Raw genomic sequence first — 17,281 nt, 5'->3', positions numbered from 1 at the left:
GCTAAGTTATTGTTTTCATATGTGAGTATATAAATATAATATTATCCTAAACAAAGTTAATATGTATCATGCATGAAGAAAAAACTACTTGACTGCGATTTGCAATCTTTTATAATAACCCGATCGATAGCCGCAGTGTTAAGCATTTTATTAGAAGGAAGTCATCAGAATGGCAATAATTTATCGCGCCAAGTGTAATGTTAAAAGCAAAGATGAAAAAACGCCTGTTTATGTTGGCCAAACCAAGAATGAGCTTGAGCAAAGGATTGAACAACATAAGCAAAAGGTTGCGTCTAATATATCAACGCCGTTTTACAACGCTTTGCGAAATTATGGTTTTGAAAGCTTTGTCTGGGATATTTTGTGTTGGTGCAAGGACGAAGAAGTGGAGCAAAAGGAACAATTTTTTATTGATAGTTTTGCTTGCGATCCGTATACGGAGATATTGAATGTTTCAGGTTCTCGGAAGAATAAAAGTAACGAAATTTTGAAAAATATTAATAATAAGTTAGTTATCGAGTCAGAGAAGCTTGGTGAATTGTCGTTAAGAGAAGCCGGGCGCCTGAAGCCGGTGGTTAATTTGCTTACGAAGAAGGTTCATTCAAGCTTGCAAATTGCCGCAAAAATTGATGAAGTCAGTGTTGATCAAATAAGAAATTCATCGAAAACTGGAAAAATGTTACCAGGGGGTGTGCGCTACGCTTTTATTTCTCTTGATAACAAACCCATTTTAACACCAGGGCATTCGCAAGAAATTTTTATTGGAAAAAATGCCAAAAAAGTTAAAGATTTGGTTAGTGGTAAAATTTATGACAGCGTGGTTGATGCAGCCCAAAAATGTAACCTTTCTTCGAGCGTTGTAGATGGTGGTGCTCGCGGCGAGTATGCTATTGTCAAGGACCGGTACGTCTTTTGTTTTTTAGACAATCAAGGGCAGGAGAAACGACTAGCTAGACACGATGATGCCTTACAAAAATTAGAGTTGAAAAAAGGCTTCAATTACTGTGCGTGGGGTGTTGATAATTTAGAAAGAGAGGGCTTGCAAAAATTTAAAACGCTTGACGAAATGTGTCAAAAGCTGGGGTTAAAATCAAAAAGTCATGTGAAAAGCGTACTTGATGGCGTTCGCTCGCATGTTGAAAAATGGCGAATTGCTCGATGGGACCAAAAAAGCGAACAACCTGTTTTGACAGAAAAGCATTTTGATAAGCCAAGCAAAGTGAGTAGAAGCGTGATTTGTCTAAATGATGAGGGCAGGAAGTTTCCTTCAGTGGCTGAAGCGGGCAAGTTTTATGGGGTAGATGCGCAGGGCGTCGCAAAGTGCTGTAATGGAAGGGCAAAATCTGTTTATCGTTTGAATGATGGGTTGAAAAAAAAAGAGAGATTATTGTTTGCTTATTCTGACGATCAGGGGCAGCCAAAGTTAACGCCGACTCATCATCTTTCAGCAACGACTCTTGCAGCGCGCGGCGACCAGAGGATATTATTGACTAACGAGGACAAAATTAAAAAATTGGGGCGCGATAGGTTTAATTCTCTCTCTGAATTTTGTCGGGTTACAAAGGTGCCTAGAAAACGCGCAGCTAAGCACCTTCAAGATAAATCCGTTTATATGTTTGGTTTCGATTTTGTTACATTGGATTGAGTTTATGCAATCTTATCTTTCTACGCCGGCTTCTCAAGCTCGGGGTTCTTCATCCATATTTAAAGTTAGTCGAACCAAACTTGAATTATTTTTAGATTGTAAAAAATGCTTTTATCTTGAATGTAAGCATGGCGTTCGGCGTCCAAATAGCTACTCGTTGGCATTGAATAATGCCGTTGATAAATTGTTAAAAAAAGAATTCAATCTTTATCGTGATGCTCAAAAACCGCATCCGCTGTTATTAAAATATGGCCTAGGTCGTATAGTGCCCCTCGCTCACCCATCGTTACTGAAGTGGCAGAATCGTTATGAAGGTATTCAGTATGCGGTTCCGAATACCAATATTGTTTTGTTTGGAGCTCTTGATGATGTGTGGATTGACGTCAATTCTAAAGAACTGATTGTGGTTGATTATAAAGCAACGTCGCAGGATGGTGCCATTTCTTTTGGTGGTCAATGGCAAGCAATGTATGAGCGTCAATTAGAGGTTTACCGCTGGTTGTTAAGAAAAAATGGCCATGAAGTTTCTGAGGTTTCGTATTTTCTTTATGCTAATGCGAAAAACGATGCAGACTTTTTTAATAATCAATTAAATTTTGACCTTTCATTGGTGCCACATTGTGTTCAAGGTGATAGCGGCTGGATTGAAGGCGTTGTCATGAATATTTTTGAGTGCCTTAAATCTAATATAATTCCTGCAGCATGTGATGGTTGCCAATATTGTGGTTATTTTTCTGGGCGAGATCAGCTTGTTGAAGGGCTCTAGGCTCGCTTCTCAGAATATGATAAGTTGCTTTTGCGGCTGCTGCACGTTAAAATTACGTGTTAGATGTGATGTCGTATAATATAAACATTGTCAAAATTAGAAAGGAGTTGTTTATGACAGAAGGTATTCTTACTGAAAGAGCTGAAAGAGCCGAAAAACATCGTAAAATTGTACAAGAGCTCGATGATCTTTCATCTGAAAACAGTTACGAAGCGTTCCTGAGAACTACACAGCTTTTGCGAGAATTGCAAAAAAATAGTGGCTGGGGTTCTCTCAAAAAATAGTGCGACTTCCTTGATCTGAATAAATTTACGAAAAAACAGCTCGTAAGTTTATTCAGATTATTCGATCATTTTTTTTCAAATATCACTCAATCGTGCGATTATTTTTTTCAAGTGCGCGATGCGTAGTGCCGGTATAAAACGCAATAATAATCCAAACGCCGACAATGCCAAGCGAGAGCAGTGGGCCATAAAAAAGCAGCTCATTTGTTTGTGTAAAAAAAGTACTTAAAAAGCCGCCGCCAGCTTTGGCCGAGCGGTTACCAAACATATCAATCCAGCTCTTTGCTTTAAATTTAATATCACGACTGGTGGGGATGTAGAGCATTTCTTTGCACGGATTATTTAAGGCATAATTCAAACTTTTAATAACGACAAGTGCGCCAACAACTACCCACAAAACAGGAAGCCACAAAATATTGAGTAACGCGATGGCGGTGATGACGGGATAGAGAATTAAGCAAAAAGTAAGGCCAAATCTGCGCACTAAAAAGCTTGTTCCTACGAGCGAAATGAAGAGTGCTGATCCGTTGGTCATTAAACCAAAATAACTCAAAAAGCGTGCCAAGTTTTCAGTTGTGGCAAATTGTGCGTTTGCCAGCGAAACCATTTGAAATTCAATGATGGTTGCAATGATATCGTATAAAACCGAAACGCCCATGATGCCCAGCAGGTAGGGTTTTGTCAGCAAAAGTTTCAAGCCCTCAATGGGGCCGGTTTTCGTTTCTGGTACGTGATGTTCGGCTGCGCGTGGGTTAAAGATCGTAAAAATTTTAATCAAAAGAGAAATGCCGGCAATGCCAATGCAAATAAAAAACATGAGCAGCGGAATGCCAAGCGTTGGAGCGCTCAGTGCCAGGTAGGGGCCGGCAATGGTGCCAATTTGAGCGCCAGCGATAATTAAGGCATATCCTCGCTTTGCTGAGTCTGTTTGGGTTGAGCTTGCAACAAAGGCCCAAAAAAGGGCAACCATGAGCGAGCCAAAAGTTTCTATGGTCACGTACATCGCCCAGCCCAAAATCCGATATTTACTGGCTACAGGGTTGGCTAGGCCGATTATTGGGTGTGCCAGCAGGGCGGCAATGATGAAAAATAAGGTGCCATAAAAGGCTGAAAAAATATAAAAAAGATTTTGTTTTTCAAACAGATCAACCGCTTTGGAGTAGAGCAGGATGAGGGGGATGGTGAACCAGAATGACAGAATCTTAACGTACGGATAGTAAGCAGGCCCAACCATTTTGGCAAACATAGCGTCTTTGAGAGGCTTCATGAGCCAATAACTGCCTAAAATGAGCAAGAGCGTTATCGATAAAATGCTAAACCGTTTGACTTCTTCGCGCGTTAGATTGCCCCAGAGAGCTTGTTTGAGAGAGCTAAGCATTGTACGTTTCTCCTTGTTTTGAATGAGCTTTACGAATTATTGTTAGTGTAACGCAATATGCCTATTAATTTGAAGATATCAATAAAAAGGGGTCGATGCTCTTTGCATCGACCCCTTTTTAACGTTTTTTTTATAAGAATCAATTACTCAATGATAGTTTTGCTATCAACAAGCTTCTTGTTTGTTCTACCAACGTACAAGGCAACCATGATCCAGAAACCAACGATACCCATACAAAGGAGTGGTCCGTAGAGAGCAAGGCTTGCCATGCTTGGGAACATAGAACCAATACTTGCACCAGCGGCTTTTGAAGAACGGGAACCGAACATGTCGATCCAACCTTTAGCTTTAAACTTAACGTCTTTGCTGGTTGGAATGTACATAATTTCTTTACATGGATTGTTCAATGCGTAGCTGAAACCTTTAATTGCCACCATACCAACAAACACAACCCAAAGACCAGGTAATGCCCAAATGTTAACCAAAACGATGGCAACGCTTACTGGATACATAACCAAGCAGAAGGTAAGGCCGTAACGGTTGATGAAAAATGTTGTACCAATCAACGAGAATACCAAAGCAAGTGCGTTTGTTGTCAAACCAAAGTAGCCCAAGAATTGGGTAACTTTTTCTGCACTGCCGTAGGTTTCTTTTGCAAGGAACTTAAGTTGGTAGTCAACAACCGTACCAATGATTTCGTACAATGTTGCAACGCCAAGTACGCCAAGCAAGTAAGGCTTGGTCAACAACAAGCGAAGACCTTCAACGGGTCCAGTTTTTGGCTTTGTTGAAACGGTTTTTTCAGCAGATGATGGATACAACGTGATGAAAGTTTTAATCAACAATGGTACCAACAAAATACCGCCAGCAACAATAGCTGTAAGTAATGAAAGACCAAGATGTTCTGCGTTGGTTGCCAAATAAGGACCAGTGATGGACCCAATTTGCGCACCTGAAATAATAAGCGCATAGCCTCTTTTTGCGGAAGTTGTATCAGTGGAGCTTGCAACGAAAGACCAGAACAAGGTTACCAATAATGAACCAAAGCTTTCAATGGCGAGGTACACGCACCAGCCAAGCAGACGTTTAGATGGAGTGCTTGGGCCGTTAAGGCTAAATGCTGGTTGTGAAAGCAAAAATGCAACGCTGGCAAACAAAACGCCGTAAATGGAGCACAATACATAGAACAACTTTTGTTTTTCTACCAAGTCAACAAGTTTTGAGTACACAAGAATCAAAGGAACAATAAACGCGAATGAAAGCATTTTGGCATAAGGCAATGATGAAGGTCCAACTAAGTCCATGAAAAGACCGTCTTTAAGAGGACGCATCAACCAATAAGTACCAATAATGAACAAGAATGTGAATGAGAGCATACCAAATTTTTTGACTTCGTCTTTGGTTAAATCGCCCCAGAGGATATGTTTTATCTTACTCAGCATAAAAAAAGCTCCTTACAAAAATTACCATAAATTTCTATTCTCAATGTCTTTTACGAATAAGTACCTACCCACTTTTGTTCATAGACACTATATCCTTTCGTTAGTGTTTATTGCGAATCGATTTTTTTATCCAGGGGACCAGTATATTTCATATCTTATCTTCTGGCAAATAGTCTATTCGGCTGTCGTTTTTTGCTTGTTTAGTCGATAATCTTTTTGTCCGCAATTGCTTTGTTAAAGGTTTTTCCAATGGTACTTGCCAGTATTGCCCATAAAACAATAAGGGACAAAACAATAGGGCCAGTGAGCTGCGACATAGTTACAATAAAGTTGTTAGCAGTAGAGCCTGCTGCTTTGGAAAAACGCATGCCAAACATATCAATCCATGCTTTAGATTTGTATTTTATATTCTTGGTTGTTGGAATGTACAAGACTTCTTTGGCTGGTTGATTGAAAGCAAAGTTAATTGCTTTTGCAATAAGCATAACGTAGAAAATGCTGAGTAGTGTTGGGTTGGTAAGATAATAAATGATTGACAGGCCTAAAAGAAGTGGATACGCGATTAAGCAAAATCTTATGCCGAAACGACGTTGGAAAAATGATGTACCTACAAGGCCGAATAAACAGGCTGTACCTTGTACTGCTAATGCGTAATCAAAAAGAAATTTATTAACTAAGCCTGCTGCAACGTAGGTTTGTTTTGCTTGAAGCATCAACTGAAAATGCATGATAGTGGCGACGAATTCGTGGAAGAAAATGATAAAAAAGATGCCGGCAACGTAGGGATGAGTTACCAAGAGTTTTAATCCGTCCAAAAAGCCAACTGAAGTTGGTTCTTCAACGGCGGGTCCGGTAACATTGTCTTCGTAGCCTTCCAATATTTCTTTAGCGACAATTTTATGCAATAAAAATGTTACGAGAGCGATGCAAGAAAATAAACAAATTGAGATAAAAGCTATGAGCGGAGCGCGAGAAGCGTAAAGTTCTGGATTGGCTGACAACCTATTGCCAAGAAGTGTCAATAAAAAACCACCAAGCTGGGTGCCAAAAATAATGAGACCATAGCCTTTTTTTGCCGATTCTGGCGTGGTGATATCGTGTGTAAATGACCAGAACAATGAAATCATCAACGAAACGTAACTGTCAACGTACAGAAAAAACAGCCAACCAATTAAGCGAGATGAGCTTTGAATGCTGTTTTGCAAGCCGATTGTTGGATGTAAAAAGAAATACACAAACATAAGGCCGGTGATGCCGTAAAAACCGACGAACAAATATACCATTTTTTCTTTAACAAAAACGTCTACCAATTTTGAATAAATCATTACCAGTGGAAAGAAAATGGTCAGTGATAAAATTTTTGCCATGGGAATATATTCTGGTCCAACGATGTTAATAAAGATGCTATCTTTAAGCGTTTTCAGTGGCCAGTATGAGCCTATTAAGAAAAAGAAACCCAACGAGAGAAGAAGAAACTTGGTAAGTTCTTGTCCTTTTAGGTCGCCCCAAAATGTTCTAATTAGCTTGTGAAACATGGCTTTATTATGTCCTCTCTGCGGTTAATTCGTTCAAAGCATTAGTTTTACTGGTTTTTCATAAAAAAGTAAAATAAAAACGTTCAGTAAGGTTGAGTAGTGAATAACGAAAGAACCTATTGTTTTTTAGTTCGGTTATAATTTAGAAAAATGACCTTTGCTAGCCAAAAAATCATTTTAGCAGATTGAAATTTATAGTCAAGCGAGGTGCTTTTTTAAATTCAAAAAGAATTTTTTAATTGATTAGTCGAGGATGGCAATTGCCTTGTTGTCAGCAACGGTAAAGATACCGCCATCAACTTCAAGTGTTACGATCTCGGCTTCCTTGAGTTGGTACACAAGTAAGCTCTTTTTTTTAATAGTGGAAACGAGTGAAATGTGCCCAGGCCCAACCAAAAAACTACCGGTTGGACTTTCGACTTCTACCCACTTGATTGATACCTTTTTTGCGGAGCTTGGTCCAATAATTTCCAATTCCAGAAATGTTGACATTGCCGTTCCTTACAAATGTAGCTTTGCTTTTTCGTGTGCTTCTGCCAAGGTGCCAACCATGTAGAAGGCTTGTTCCGGGAGATTGTCGCATTCTCCAGCAATGATATGTCCAAAATCTTCAACCGTTTGTTCAACTTTCACAAAGCGTCCGGCAAGGCCGGTAAATTGCTCGGCAACAAAAAGTGGCTGAGTTAAAAATTTTTGAATTTTCTTGGCGCGATAAACAATAGTTTTATCATCTTCAGAAAGTTCATCCATGCCCAAAATGGCAATGATGTCTTGCAGTTCTTTATACTTTTGCAAAATTTGCTGAACGCTGCTCGCGACGTTATAGTGCTCTTTGCCAACCACGTTTGCTTTCAAGCCGCTAGAGCTTGATTCTAGAGGGTCGATTGCAGGAAACAGCCCCGCTTGTGCAATTTTACGCGACAGTACGGTACTGGCATCCAAGTGTTGAAAGGTTGTTGCTGGTGCTGGATCGGTGTAGTCGTCCGCAGGTACGTATACGGCTTGAATAGAGGTAATTGAGCCATTTTGAGTACTGGTAATTCTTTCTTGGAGCATTCCCATTTCTGAGGCAAGGGTTGGTTGGTAACCAACGGCAGATGGCATGCGTCCGAGCAAAGCAGAAACTTCTGAGCCCGCTTGAACGTAGCGAAATATGTTGTCGATAAAAAGCAGGGTATCTTTGTTTTCTTCATCGCGAAAATATTCAGCCATGGTCAGACCGGTCAAGCCAACGCGTAAGCGTGCGCCGGGCATTTCGCCCATTTGTCCAAAAACCAGTGCGGTTTTATTAATAACGCCTGACGATTTCATTTCAAGCCAGAGTTCGTTGCCTTCCCGTGTTCGTTCGCCAATGCCCACAAAAACTGAATAGCCGCCGTGTTCGATAGCAACGTTTCTGATAAGTTCTTGTACAATAATTGTTTTACCAACGCCTGCGCCGCCAAAGAGGCCGATTTTTGAGCCTTTGATGTAGGGACAGAGTAAGTCGATGGCTTTAATGCCGGTTTCTAGAATATCAATAGAAGTTTTTTGTTCAATTAAACTTGGTGCATTACGGTAGATAGGCCATTTTTGTGCTTTAATAGGGGTTGGATTGCCGTCAATTGGTCTGCCCATGACGTCAAAAATGCGTCCCAGTACTTCTTTGCCAACAGGTACCATGATTGGGCCGCCGGTGTTGAGGACGGGCAGACCGCGCGTAATTCCTTCGATTGGTTCCAGTGCTATGCATCGAACAATGCCATCGCCCAAATGTTGAGCAACTTCAAGATTAATCATGTTATTGGGTAGATTGCTATCTTCGTCCAGCATGATTGTGAGGTTGGAAAGGATGTCCGGTACATATTTTTGGTTAAATTGAACATCGACAATGGTTCCGCGAATTCTCAAAACGAGTCCGACTTTGAGAAGACTGTCTGAGTCCGTTGGAATATTTTGATTTTTTTTATTTTTTATGAGATTGGTTTCCATTATGATCCCAACGTAAACGAGGCCCTTTTTCGTAATTTTATTTTAAGCTATTGCAATAACGTGTGTTTGTAAAGATATTGATACAATAAGTTATCCGAAAGGGCTTCAGGAAGGGTCGGGACTATAAGCTTTTGTCTCGCGTGTTCTTATTTGCTATACTGGCCAGGAATTTCATGTTTTTATAAATAATTGGCAAACAATGATAGTTAACAAAAGACAAAATTTTATTCTCGTGAACGTAACTTGCATCATGCTTTTGATGGCGGGTTCTTTGCCGGTTGCTGTTTGCATGAGCAAACAGGTCAGAGGTGTGGCGCGTGTGCACGTAAATGGCCATACATCGATGTTGACGTTTGTTAAGCGTTTGCAGGGTGTGGCGCGAGCTCATGTTAACCAGTTGTTTGCTCAATGCGCTTGTTATTGTGCTTGTGCGGAAACACTGTTGGTTACCAAGGATTATGCCCGAACTCGTCAGGTTCTTTCCATCAGAGCCCAGCAGCGGGCAGTGTTGCGAGAATGATCTTTTCTTAGAAATCATAATTTTTGAATCAAAATAATTTCAGACATAAGTATTTGATTTTTTAAATCTAGGAAAAGTCCCATGATTGCGAATATACTTGCCAAAATTTTTGGAACAAAAAACGATCGCGAACTCAAGCGCTTTGCGCCTATTGTGAGTTATATTAATCAACTTGAGGCGTCAGTAGCCTCATTAACCGATGACCAGTTGACTGCCAAGACAAATGAATTTAGAGAGCGCATTGCCCAAGGGTCAAGCTTGGATGCTATTTTGCCTGAAGCTTTTGCGGTGGTGCGTGAAGTTGGTAAGCGTACGTTGAACATGCGCCATTTTGACGTGCAGTTGATTGGTGGCATGGTGCTGCATGAAGGCAAGATTGCTGAAATGAAAACCGGGGAAGGTAAAACCTTGGTTTCTACCTTGCCACTTTATCTTAACGGTTTGTCGGGCAAGGGTGCTCATTTGGTAACGGTGAACGACTATTTGGTGCGCCGCGATGCGATGTGGATGATGCCGTTGTATAATAAGCTTGGTCTAGAAGTTGGTATTATTCAAAATAATCTTGGCGATGAAGCGCGCAAAAAAGCGTATGGTGCTGATATTACGTACGGTACTAATAACGAATATGGGTTTGACTATTTGCGCGACAACATGAAATTTAATTTAGAAGATTATGTTCAGCGCGACCTTAATTTTGCCATCGTTGACGAAGTAGATTCTATTTTGATCGATGAGGCTCGTACGCCGCTGATTATTTCTGGCGAGGGTGAAAAGGGTGCCAATTTGTATGAGTTGGCCAATCGTGCTGTTGTTCAGCTTAAAAAAGATCAGTATGAAGTTGATGAAAAGGACAGAACTGTTCACTTGACTGAATCTGGAACGGATGATATTGAACGCTACTTGACGGTTGCCAACTTGTATGCGCCTGAGAATATTATGGTTTTGCATCATGTTGTTCAGGCTTTGCGTGCTCAAACGTTGTTCAAAAAAGATGTTGATTATGTTGAGCGTGAAGGCGAAATTTTAATTGTTGATGAATTTACTGGTCGTATTTTGCCAGGTCGTCGTTATAGCGATGGGTTGCATCAAGCGCTTGAAGCAAAAGAAGGTGTGCGCATTGAGCGTGAAAACCAAACATTGGCTTCCATCACGTTGCAAAATTATTTTAGAATGTACAAAAAGCTTGCTGGTATGACCGGAACGGCAGTAACTGAAGCGGCTGAGTTTTATAAAATTTATAAACTGGCCGTTGTTGCTATTCCAACCAATCAGCCAATGAAGCGCGATGATCAAATGGACGTTGTTTTTTTGAGCGCCAAAGATAAATTTGATGCCGTTATTCAAGACATTCAAGATTGTAATAAAAAAGGGCAGCCAGTTTTGGTGGGTACCATTTCTATTGAAACATCAGAATATTTAAGTCATTTGTTGAGTAGATCTGGCATTAAGCATAATGTTTTGAATGCCAAACAACACGAACGGGAAGCTGAAATTGTTGCAGAAGCTGGTGAAATGGGCAGGGTAACAATTGCAACCAACATGGCCGGCCGTGGTACCGACATTAAGCTTGGTGAAGGCGTTCGTGAAGTGGGCGGATTGCGCATTATTGGTACTGAGCGTCATGAAAGTAGGCGTATCGATAATCAGTTGCGTGGCCGTGCGGGACGTCAAGGCGATCCAGGTTCTTCAAAATTTTACTTGTCCTTGGACGATGATTTGATGAGAATTTTTGCGGGCGATAAGCTTAAGCGCAACATGGAACGGATTGGCATGATGCCGGGTGAAAGCATTGAGCATCGCATGGTGACGCGCAGCATTGAAAAGGCTCAAGAAAAAGTTGAAAAACGTAACTTTGATATGCGTAAACATTTGCTTGAGTACGATGACGTGTTGAACAATCAGCGTACGGTTATTTACCAATATCGCCGTGAAATTCTTGAAGGTGCTGACCAGATCAAGGGCTTAGTTCGAGATATGATTGCGGATATGGTTCATCATTTATTTGCCATTCATTGTCCGCAAGGTTCGTGCGATCAGCAAAGCTTGGAAGAGATTTTGCACGCACTTGAGCGCTTGACAGGCTTAGAGAAGCATTACTTCACGCAAGCATATGCAGCAAATAGTAAAGATGCTTCAATGCAGCAGAGCATTTCTGAGTTTTTGTGCTATCAGTATGAGCAATATCGTGGCTCGCTTTCTCCAGAAATTATCGATGAAGCTGAAAAATGGGTCTTGCTTGAAACGGTTGATCAAGCGTGGAAGATTCATTTGCAAAACATTGACCATTTAAAAGAAGGTATTGGTCTTCGTGGTTATGGCCAAAAGAACCCGCTGACTGAGTACAAAAAAGAAGCGTTTTCTGAATTTGAAAAAATGATGGGCCAAATTATGTGGGACATTGTGTACCGCATTTTCAAAATGAAGCCTGACGACTTTAGTGTTGCTCAAATTCATGAAATTGAAAAACGTAAAGAAAAAGAACTTTCAGAAGTTCAGTTGATTGGCGACGATTCAGGCAGTCCTGATGCGGCAACGGTACGACGTGAAGCGCCAAAAGTAGGGCGTAACGATTTGTGTTCGTGCGGATCAGCAAAGAAATATAAACATTGCTGCGGTCGTTCATAAATTATGAAAAGTAGGCACCATGCTCAAGCACGATAAATTGGCTCAAGAAGTTTCAGGGTTGGCCGAAAAATTATTCCTGCACGATACGCCGCAGAGTAATTTAGGCCAGCAGGCATGGAAACATTTGCTCAAAGATGAACCATTTGTTGAGCGTTTGCAGCAAGCGCGCGGCGCTGCTGGTTTGCCCGTGTGGATGGACCAGTTGGGCGCGCGTGTTGCCGTAGTTGATGATCTTAAGCATTATGACGTCTTGGCCGTTGATGGATCACAGATTTATCCCGATCGGCATATTGCCGGCGTGGGATGTTTTCTGATCAATTGTGGTGGCGTCTTGCTTTCGTATTCAGATACTAGTAAGGCAAATTTTTTTTCTGAGCCACGATTATTTTTGCCCGAGCAGGTAGTGCCCCCAACGAGCGAACTTTCGTTTTCTGTCGATTTTGTAGATTTAAAACGTGAAGAGCTGGAATTCGAGATTGCAAGTCAACGGGCCGCTCAAGCACGAGTTGCTGAGCGGCCCTTACTCACGCTCTTTGATGGTAGCTTAATTTTTTGGCATTTGGAAAGTAAGCCAGAAGAAATTCGCGATGCTTTTTTACAAAAATATTTATTGTATTTGCACCGGTTGTATGAGCAGCAGTTGCCCATTGCTGGATATATCAGTATGCCCAAAAGTAAAGAGCTGGTGAACATGATCAGGTTGCGGGCGTGTGAGCATAAAAAAGAATCGTTTGTTCCCTGTCAGGGACGGGTTGCTGGGTGTCCGTGCAAGCAGTTTGAGTTGTTGGTTGATACGCAGCTTTTGCAAAATTTTCTGCCGCCTTTTCATCGAACCACGATTTTTTTTAGCCGCTCAAGTATTACCGAGTTCTATCCCCGTTTTTTAAAGCCCTGCTTTTTTTATTTGAATGTTGAAAAAGAAACGGTACGGGTTGAGTTGCCTGGCTGGATGGTCAAGGATTCGCAGATGGTAGATTTTGTGTGTAAGGTTCTCATTGATCAGGCCATTAAAGGGCGGGGGTATCCGGTTGCTTTGGCCGAGGCTCATGAGCAGGCTGTGGTCAAAGGTGCTGATCGGGAGTTCTTTTTTAGCCTTATCAGAAAAGTTGGTATAGAGCGCAATAAGCAGGTTTTTGCCTCCCAAAAAAGTATCAAAAAGCGCGGTATTGGGATATAAAGGGTCTTTCTTGCGAAAAAGCCCTTTGTCTGCTACAATCAGACATGTTGTTTTTTCTTAAGAGCCATTCGGTTTTTTCTAGCAAACAAGGTTATTCCCGTGAGGGTTTTTAGTTGTGATTAAAGCATTAGAGGCGCAGAGTCATGTTTATAGCAGATGATATTTTCTTAGAATTAGGTAGTAAGCTTGTTTTTGATAACATTTCTTTTTGTTTTCAAGACGATCAAAAAATTGGTGTTGTCGGTTCAAATGGTGCGGGCAAGTCAACCTTGCTTAAAGTTTTGTCCGGACATATTGGTCTTGATCGTGGAACCGTTTCTTTTGAAAAGAAAAAGAAAGTGGGCTACCTACCTCAAGAAGTAGTGCTTTCATCCAATTTGCCGGTACTTGAAGAAGCAATGACAGTATTTGCTGATTTGACCTCGCTTAAAAAAGAACTTGAAGAATTGGATGCTTATTTTCATTCAGGCATTACTGATTTTGCAGAAGATAAAATTGAGCGCTATGCGCATGTTCAAGCCTTGTATGCTGAAGCGAATTTTGATCAACAACTCCTTAAAGCGCGCAATATTTTGGAAGGTCTTGGTTTTACGCCTGAGCATATGAACAAGACCGTTGATCAGTTGAGTGTTGGCTGGCGTATGCGGGTGGTATTGGCCAAGCTGTTGTTACAAGAGCCAGACTTTTTCCTGTTCGACGAACCAACTAACCACTTGGACGTTGTGGCAAAAGATTGGTTTTTGGGCTTTTTAAGAAATTGTCCTGCCGGCTTTTTATTGGTTTCTCATGATCGTTATTTCCTTGACCATGCGGTAGATTATATTTTTGAGCTTGATCGCGCGAAGGGTCGTTTGTATTATGGCAACTATTCTCGCTATATGGAACAAAGAGAAGAAGAAGAAGCTGCTCATGAATCGGCGTATGTGCGTCAACAAAAAGAAATAAAAGAAAAGAAAGAAACGATCGAGCGTTTCCGTGCCAAAGTTTCTAAAGCAAAAATGGCACAAAGTATGATCAAGTCGCTTGAAAAAATGGAGGTACTTGAGCCGATCAGACGGAATAAGTCGGTGAGATTTAATTTTCCTGATGTGGTGCGTGCTGGTAATGTGGTACTTAAAGTTGAAAATTTAGCTAAAAAGTATGACAGCCAAACTATTTTTCATAATGTTTCGTTTGAACTGAATCGGGGCGATAAAGCTGCTATTGTGGCTGCCAACGGTAAAGGTAAAACAACCTTGTTGAGTGTTATTGCTGGTTTGTGCAAGCAAGATTCTGGTACGTTTGAATTTGGTTACAACGTGCTATGGTCGATGTTTGAACAAGATCAAGACAAGTTGCTCAATAAACACAAAGAAATTTTGCAGGACGTTGAAGATGTATGTAAAACAAGTGAGCAACGTGCACGTGTTCGTGCGTTGTTGGGTGCCTTCTTGTTTCCAGGCAATGATGTGTACAAAAAGATTGGTGTGTTAAGCGGTGGTGAAAAGAACCGAGTAGCAATGGTTAAAGTGCTGTTGCAATCATCAAACTTTTTAATATTGGACGAACCTACCAACCATTTGGATCTTCAATCTAAAGAAATTTTGTTGAAAGCGTTGCAAGAATATCCTGGTACTATTTTGTTTGTTTCTCACGATCGTACGTTCTTGGATGCGTTGCCAAATCGTATTTTTGAATTAACACAAGATGGGATTATTAGCTACAGCGGTGACTATAGCTCGTATTTGTATCAAAAAGAAGCGCGTGAAGCACTTATGGCTCAAAATGCACCCATTGCTGATGAGCCAGAAACCGAAGGCCAGCAGGCAGCACAAAAAGATAAGCAGCAATATGACGCAGCTAAAAAATTGGCTAAGCTTGAGCGTCATATTGAAAAGCTTGAAAAACAACTTACAGAATGTGGCGAAAAGTTTGCCATTCTGGAGTATGGAACCAAGGAATTCGACAAAAATGCCGACTTGGTTGAGCAGATTAAGAAAGATTTAAAGATTGCTTATGGCGAGTGGGAGACTCTTCAACCGCCAAAGTAAGACCGAAATGAAGTGTTTAATGTCTCCTTTTATTATTAGTATTTTTGCGTGGGTATCATTGTTGTCCTATGCCGTCAGTTTCTTGCCGCAAATTATAAAAAATTATCGGCTTAAAACGACCGCCGGCTTGAGTGATGCCTACCTTCTCTCGTTTCTTATTGCCTACATTACTTGCGTGTACTACGTCTTTCATTGCAATTTGATGATGGCATATAAAGTGTTTGTTCCGCTTGAATTGGCGGGCGTGTGCTTTATTCTTTGTCAACGATTGTGGTATGAAGGTTTAGCAGCGCACAAAAGATTTTTTGCGTTTGTCGCTTTTTATGTTGTTTTAGGTGTTGTCAGCTTCCCGTTGGGGTTGTGGTGGCCGCTTGAGTTTGGGACTGTGTGTGGTTGGATAGCTGCCATTTTTTTCTCAACCAATCAGATTCCACAAGTGTTGAAAATGTATCGTCAAAAAAGTGTGCACGGCTTTAGTTTTGTTTTTGTCTCTATTGTGGGCTTTGGTACCATATTGGAAATGATAGTTTCGTTTGCAAAGCCACTGCCCGTGCCAACGCAATTTATGGCAATTCGTGGCTTGTTTTTTTATATCCTGTTTTGCCTACAATTTTATCTGTATCGCAAACGTTAATTAAAGAAAAATATAAAAAAAGAGCGGCTTGGAATTTTCTTCCAAGCCGCTCTTTTTTTATAACTATTTTTTTAAACGTTAAACCGGATATTTAACAGATCGCCATCTTGGACAATATATTCTTTGCCTTCGGTGCGCATTTTGCCGGTTTCTTTAAGTTTTTGTTCGCTACCAGCTTGCAAGATGTCGCGATAGTTGTACACTTCAGCGCAAATAAAGCCGCGTTCAAGGTCTGAGTGAATTTCACCAGCTGCTTGAGGCACCTTGGTATTTTTATGCAAGCTCCACGCATGAGCCTCTTTGGGGCCACAAGTAAAGAAGGTTATCAAACCAAGTTCTTGGTAAGCGCGTGCGATAATATTATCCAAGCCTTTTTGTACAATGCCCAGGTCGTGCATCATTTCTTGTGCGTCGGCATCGTCCATTTGAGCCAATTCAGATTCAATTTTAGCAGACACAGGAATAACGTTTTCTTTGCCAAACTTTGCTACCAATGCTTGGTAGTGTCGGTTGTTTTCGTAGTTAGTGCCCGCATAATCATCTTCTGATAAGTTAGCGATGAGCATATAATTTTTGCCAGAAAGCAATGGTTGCAGTGGGATTTTTTCTGCTTTTGCTTTGCGGAAAAGTTCTTGCACTTTTGCCAAGTCAAACTTGTTAAGTGCGTCTTTGAGAAGCGGAATGTATTCTTTTTCAGCTTCCCATTCTTTAACTTGTTGTGGGCTTGCTGCCAGCTTCTTTTTCATAAGCCCATGCAGCCGCTCTTCGCGTTTTGCCAGGGACTCAAGGTCTTTGAGCATGAGTTCAGCGCAGATTATTTCAAAATCGTTAATGGGATTGACGGTTCCCTGAACATGGGTAATGTCGCCATCGTCAAAGCAGCGGAGTACGTGCAAAACCAAATCGACTTCCATGATGGTACCAAGGAACTGGTTGCCCAGGCCTTCGCCTTCTGCCGCGCCTTTTACTAAGCCTGCGATGTCCACAAACTTAACCATGGTCGGAAGTTTTTTTTCAGATTTAAATATCTTTGCCAAATTGTCCAAGCGTTCGTCGGGCACGTACGTTATGGCAACGTGCGGATCAACCGTGCAAAAAGGATAATTTGCGGCTGGGATACTTGATTTGGTTAAAGCGTTAAAGAGTGTTGATTTACCGACATTTGGCAAACCTACAAGTCCAGCTTGAATGCCCATCAGAACCTTTCGTTTAGTGAAATAATATGCAAATATACTCTACATTCTATAGTTTTTTTGGGCAGCTGCCAAGGCCGT

14 protein-coding genes are annotated in these 17,281 nt (G+C 41.1%); 8 read left to right on the top strand and 6 right to left on the bottom strand.

Features of this window, described 5'->3' with window-relative positions; genetic code table 11:
- Positions 1–169 precede the first annotated feature (169 nt).
- From IPF37_02160 to IPF37_02150, 3 genes are all read left to right on the top strand, one after another.
- The gene (locus IPF37_02160) at positions 170–1,645 is read left to right on the top strand and encodes a GIY-YIG nuclease family protein (protein QQR49624.1); all 1,476 of its coding nucleotides are present in this window, start codon (positions 170–172) and stop codon (positions 1,643–1,645) included.
- A gap of 4 nt (positions 1,646–1,649) precedes the next feature.
- Complete coding sequence (locus IPF37_02155; protein QQR49623.1) at positions 1,650–2,411, top strand: PD-(D/E)XK nuclease family protein; 762 nt, start codon at positions 1,650–1,652, stop codon at positions 2,409–2,411.
- A gap of 113 nt (positions 2,412–2,524) precedes the next feature.
- Positions 2,525–2,695, top strand: a complete 171-nt coding sequence (locus tag IPF37_02150) for a hypothetical protein (GenBank protein ID QQR49622.1) — start codon at positions 2,525–2,527, stop codon at positions 2,693–2,695.
- Positions 2,696–2,777: 82 nt separating this feature from the next.
- Here IPF37_02150 and IPF37_02145 read toward each other — a convergent pair whose 3' ends face one another.
- The 5 genes from IPF37_02145 to atpD all read right to left on the bottom strand — a co-directional run bounded on the left by IPF37_02145 (position 2,778) and on the right by atpD (position 9,021).
- A complete protein-coding gene (locus IPF37_02145) occupies positions 2,778–4,073 on the bottom strand; it encodes a hypothetical protein (protein ID QQR49621.1) in 1,296 nt (431 codons plus the stop codon).
- Positions 4,074–4,216: 143 nt separating this feature from the next.
- On the bottom strand, positions 4,217–5,515 hold the full coding sequence (locus IPF37_02140) for a hypothetical protein (protein ID QQR49620.1): 1,299 nt from the start codon (positions 5,513–5,515) through the stop codon (positions 4,217–4,219).
- A 200-nt stretch (positions 5,516–5,715) separates the two neighbouring features.
- Positions 5,716–7,050: a hypothetical protein gene (locus tag IPF37_02135; protein ID QQR49619.1), complete on the bottom strand. Its 1,335-nt coding sequence runs from the start codon at positions 7,048–7,050 to the stop codon at positions 5,716–5,718.
- A 243-nt stretch (positions 7,051–7,293) separates the two neighbouring features.
- A complete protein-coding gene (locus IPF37_02130; GenBank protein ID QQR49618.1) occupies positions 7,294–7,542 on the bottom strand; it encodes a hypothetical protein in 249 nt (82 codons plus the stop codon).
- Between the two features lie 9 nt (positions 7,543–7,551).
- Positions 7,552–9,021 (bottom strand): F0F1 ATP synthase subunit beta, encoded by a 1,470-nt coding sequence (atpD, locus tag IPF37_02125; GenBank protein ID QQR49617.1) that lies wholly within the window; start codon positions 9,019–9,021, stop codon positions 7,552–7,554.
- A 199-nt stretch (positions 9,022–9,220) separates the two neighbouring features.
- Between atpD and IPF37_02120 the strand changes: the two genes are divergently transcribed.
- The 5 genes from IPF37_02120 to IPF37_02100 all read left to right on the top strand — a co-directional run bounded on the left by IPF37_02120 (position 9,221) and on the right by IPF37_02100 (position 16,007).
- Positions 9,221–9,541 carry a hypothetical protein gene (locus IPF37_02120; protein QQR49616.1) on the top strand — a complete coding sequence of 107 codons (321 nt, stop codon included), beginning with the start codon at positions 9,221–9,223 and terminating at the stop codon, positions 9,539–9,541.
- A gap of 84 nt (positions 9,542–9,625) precedes the next feature.
- Positions 9,626–12,166, top strand: a complete 2,541-nt coding sequence (gene secA / locus IPF37_02115; GenBank protein QQR49841.1) for a preprotein translocase subunit SecA — start codon at positions 9,626–9,628, stop codon at positions 12,164–12,166.
- A 19-nt stretch (positions 12,167–12,185) separates the two neighbouring features.
- Positions 12,186–13,343 carry a DNA double-strand break repair nuclease NurA gene (locus tag IPF37_02110; protein QQR49615.1) on the top strand — a complete coding sequence of 386 codons (1,158 nt, stop codon included), beginning with the start codon at positions 12,186–12,188 and terminating at the stop codon, positions 13,341–13,343.
- Positions 13,344–13,486: 143 nt separating this feature from the next.
- Positions 13,487–15,373 (top strand): ABC-F family ATP-binding cassette domain-containing protein, encoded by a 1,887-nt coding sequence (locus tag IPF37_02105; GenBank protein ID QQR49614.1) that lies wholly within the window; start codon positions 13,487–13,489, stop codon positions 15,371–15,373.
- A gap of 7 nt (positions 15,374–15,380) precedes the next feature.
- Entirely contained in the window at positions 15,381–16,007 is a 627-nt protein-coding gene (locus IPF37_02100) for a PQ-loop repeat-containing protein (protein ID QQR49613.1), read from the top strand.
- 71 nt (positions 16,008–16,078) lie between these two features.
- Here IPF37_02100 and ychF read toward each other — a convergent pair whose 3' ends face one another.
- Positions 16,079–17,203, bottom strand: a complete 1,125-nt coding sequence (ychF, locus tag IPF37_02095; GenBank protein ID QQR49612.1) for a redox-regulated ATPase YchF — start codon at positions 17,201–17,203, stop codon at positions 16,079–16,081.
- Between the last annotated feature and the right edge of the window lie 78 nt (positions 17,204–17,281).

This window comes from bacterium (assembly GCA_016699045.1).
Taxonomy (GTDB): domain Bacteria; phylum Babelota; class Babeliae; order Babelales; family RVW-14; genus AaIE-18.
The sequence above is the reverse complement of the archived record's forward strand: the minus strand, read 5'-3'. Positions and strand labels throughout refer to the sequence as shown.

Coding starts and splice junctions, on each gene's coding strand:
- IPF37_02140 (QQR49620.1), bottom strand. CDS start 5,515: ATGCTGAGTAAGATAAAACATATCCTCTGGGGCGATTTAACCAAAGAC.
- IPF37_02105 (QQR49614.1), top strand. CDS start 13,487: ATGTTTATAGCAGATGATATTTTCTTAGAATTAGGTAGTAAGCTTGTT.
- IPF37_02150 (QQR49622.1), top strand. CDS start 2,525: ATGACAGAAGGTATTCTTACTGAAAGAGCTGAAAGAGCCGAAAAACAT.
- atpD (QQR49617.1), bottom strand. CDS start 9,021: ATGGAAACCAATCTCATAAAAAATAAAAAAAATCAAAATATTCCAACG.
- IPF37_02155 (QQR49623.1), top strand. CDS start 1,650: ATGCAATCTTATCTTTCTACGCCGGCTTCTCAAGCTCGGGGTTCTTCA.
- ychF (QQR49612.1), bottom strand. CDS start 17,203: ATGGGCATTCAAGCTGGACTTGTAGGTTTGCCAAATGTCGGTAAATCA.
- IPF37_02100 (QQR49613.1), top strand. CDS start 15,381: ATGAAGTGTTTAATGTCTCCTTTTATTATTAGTATTTTTGCGTGGGTA.
- IPF37_02130 (QQR49618.1), bottom strand. CDS start 7,542: ATGTCAACATTTCTGGAATTGGAAATTATTGGACCAAGCTCCGCAAAA.
- IPF37_02110 (QQR49615.1), top strand. CDS start 12,186: ATGCTCAAGCACGATAAATTGGCTCAAGAAGTTTCAGGGTTGGCCGAA.
- IPF37_02120 (QQR49616.1), top strand. CDS start 9,221: ATGATAGTTAACAAAAGACAAAATTTTATTCTCGTGAACGTAACTTGC.
- IPF37_02135 (QQR49619.1), bottom strand. CDS start 7,050: ATGTTTCACAAGCTAATTAGAACATTTTGGGGCGACCTAAAAGGACAA.
- IPF37_02160 (QQR49624.1), top strand. CDS start 170: ATGGCAATAATTTATCGCGCCAAGTGTAATGTTAAAAGCAAAGATGAA.
- IPF37_02145 (QQR49621.1), bottom strand. CDS start 4,073: ATGCTTAGCTCTCTCAAACAAGCTCTCTGGGGCAATCTAACGCGCGAA.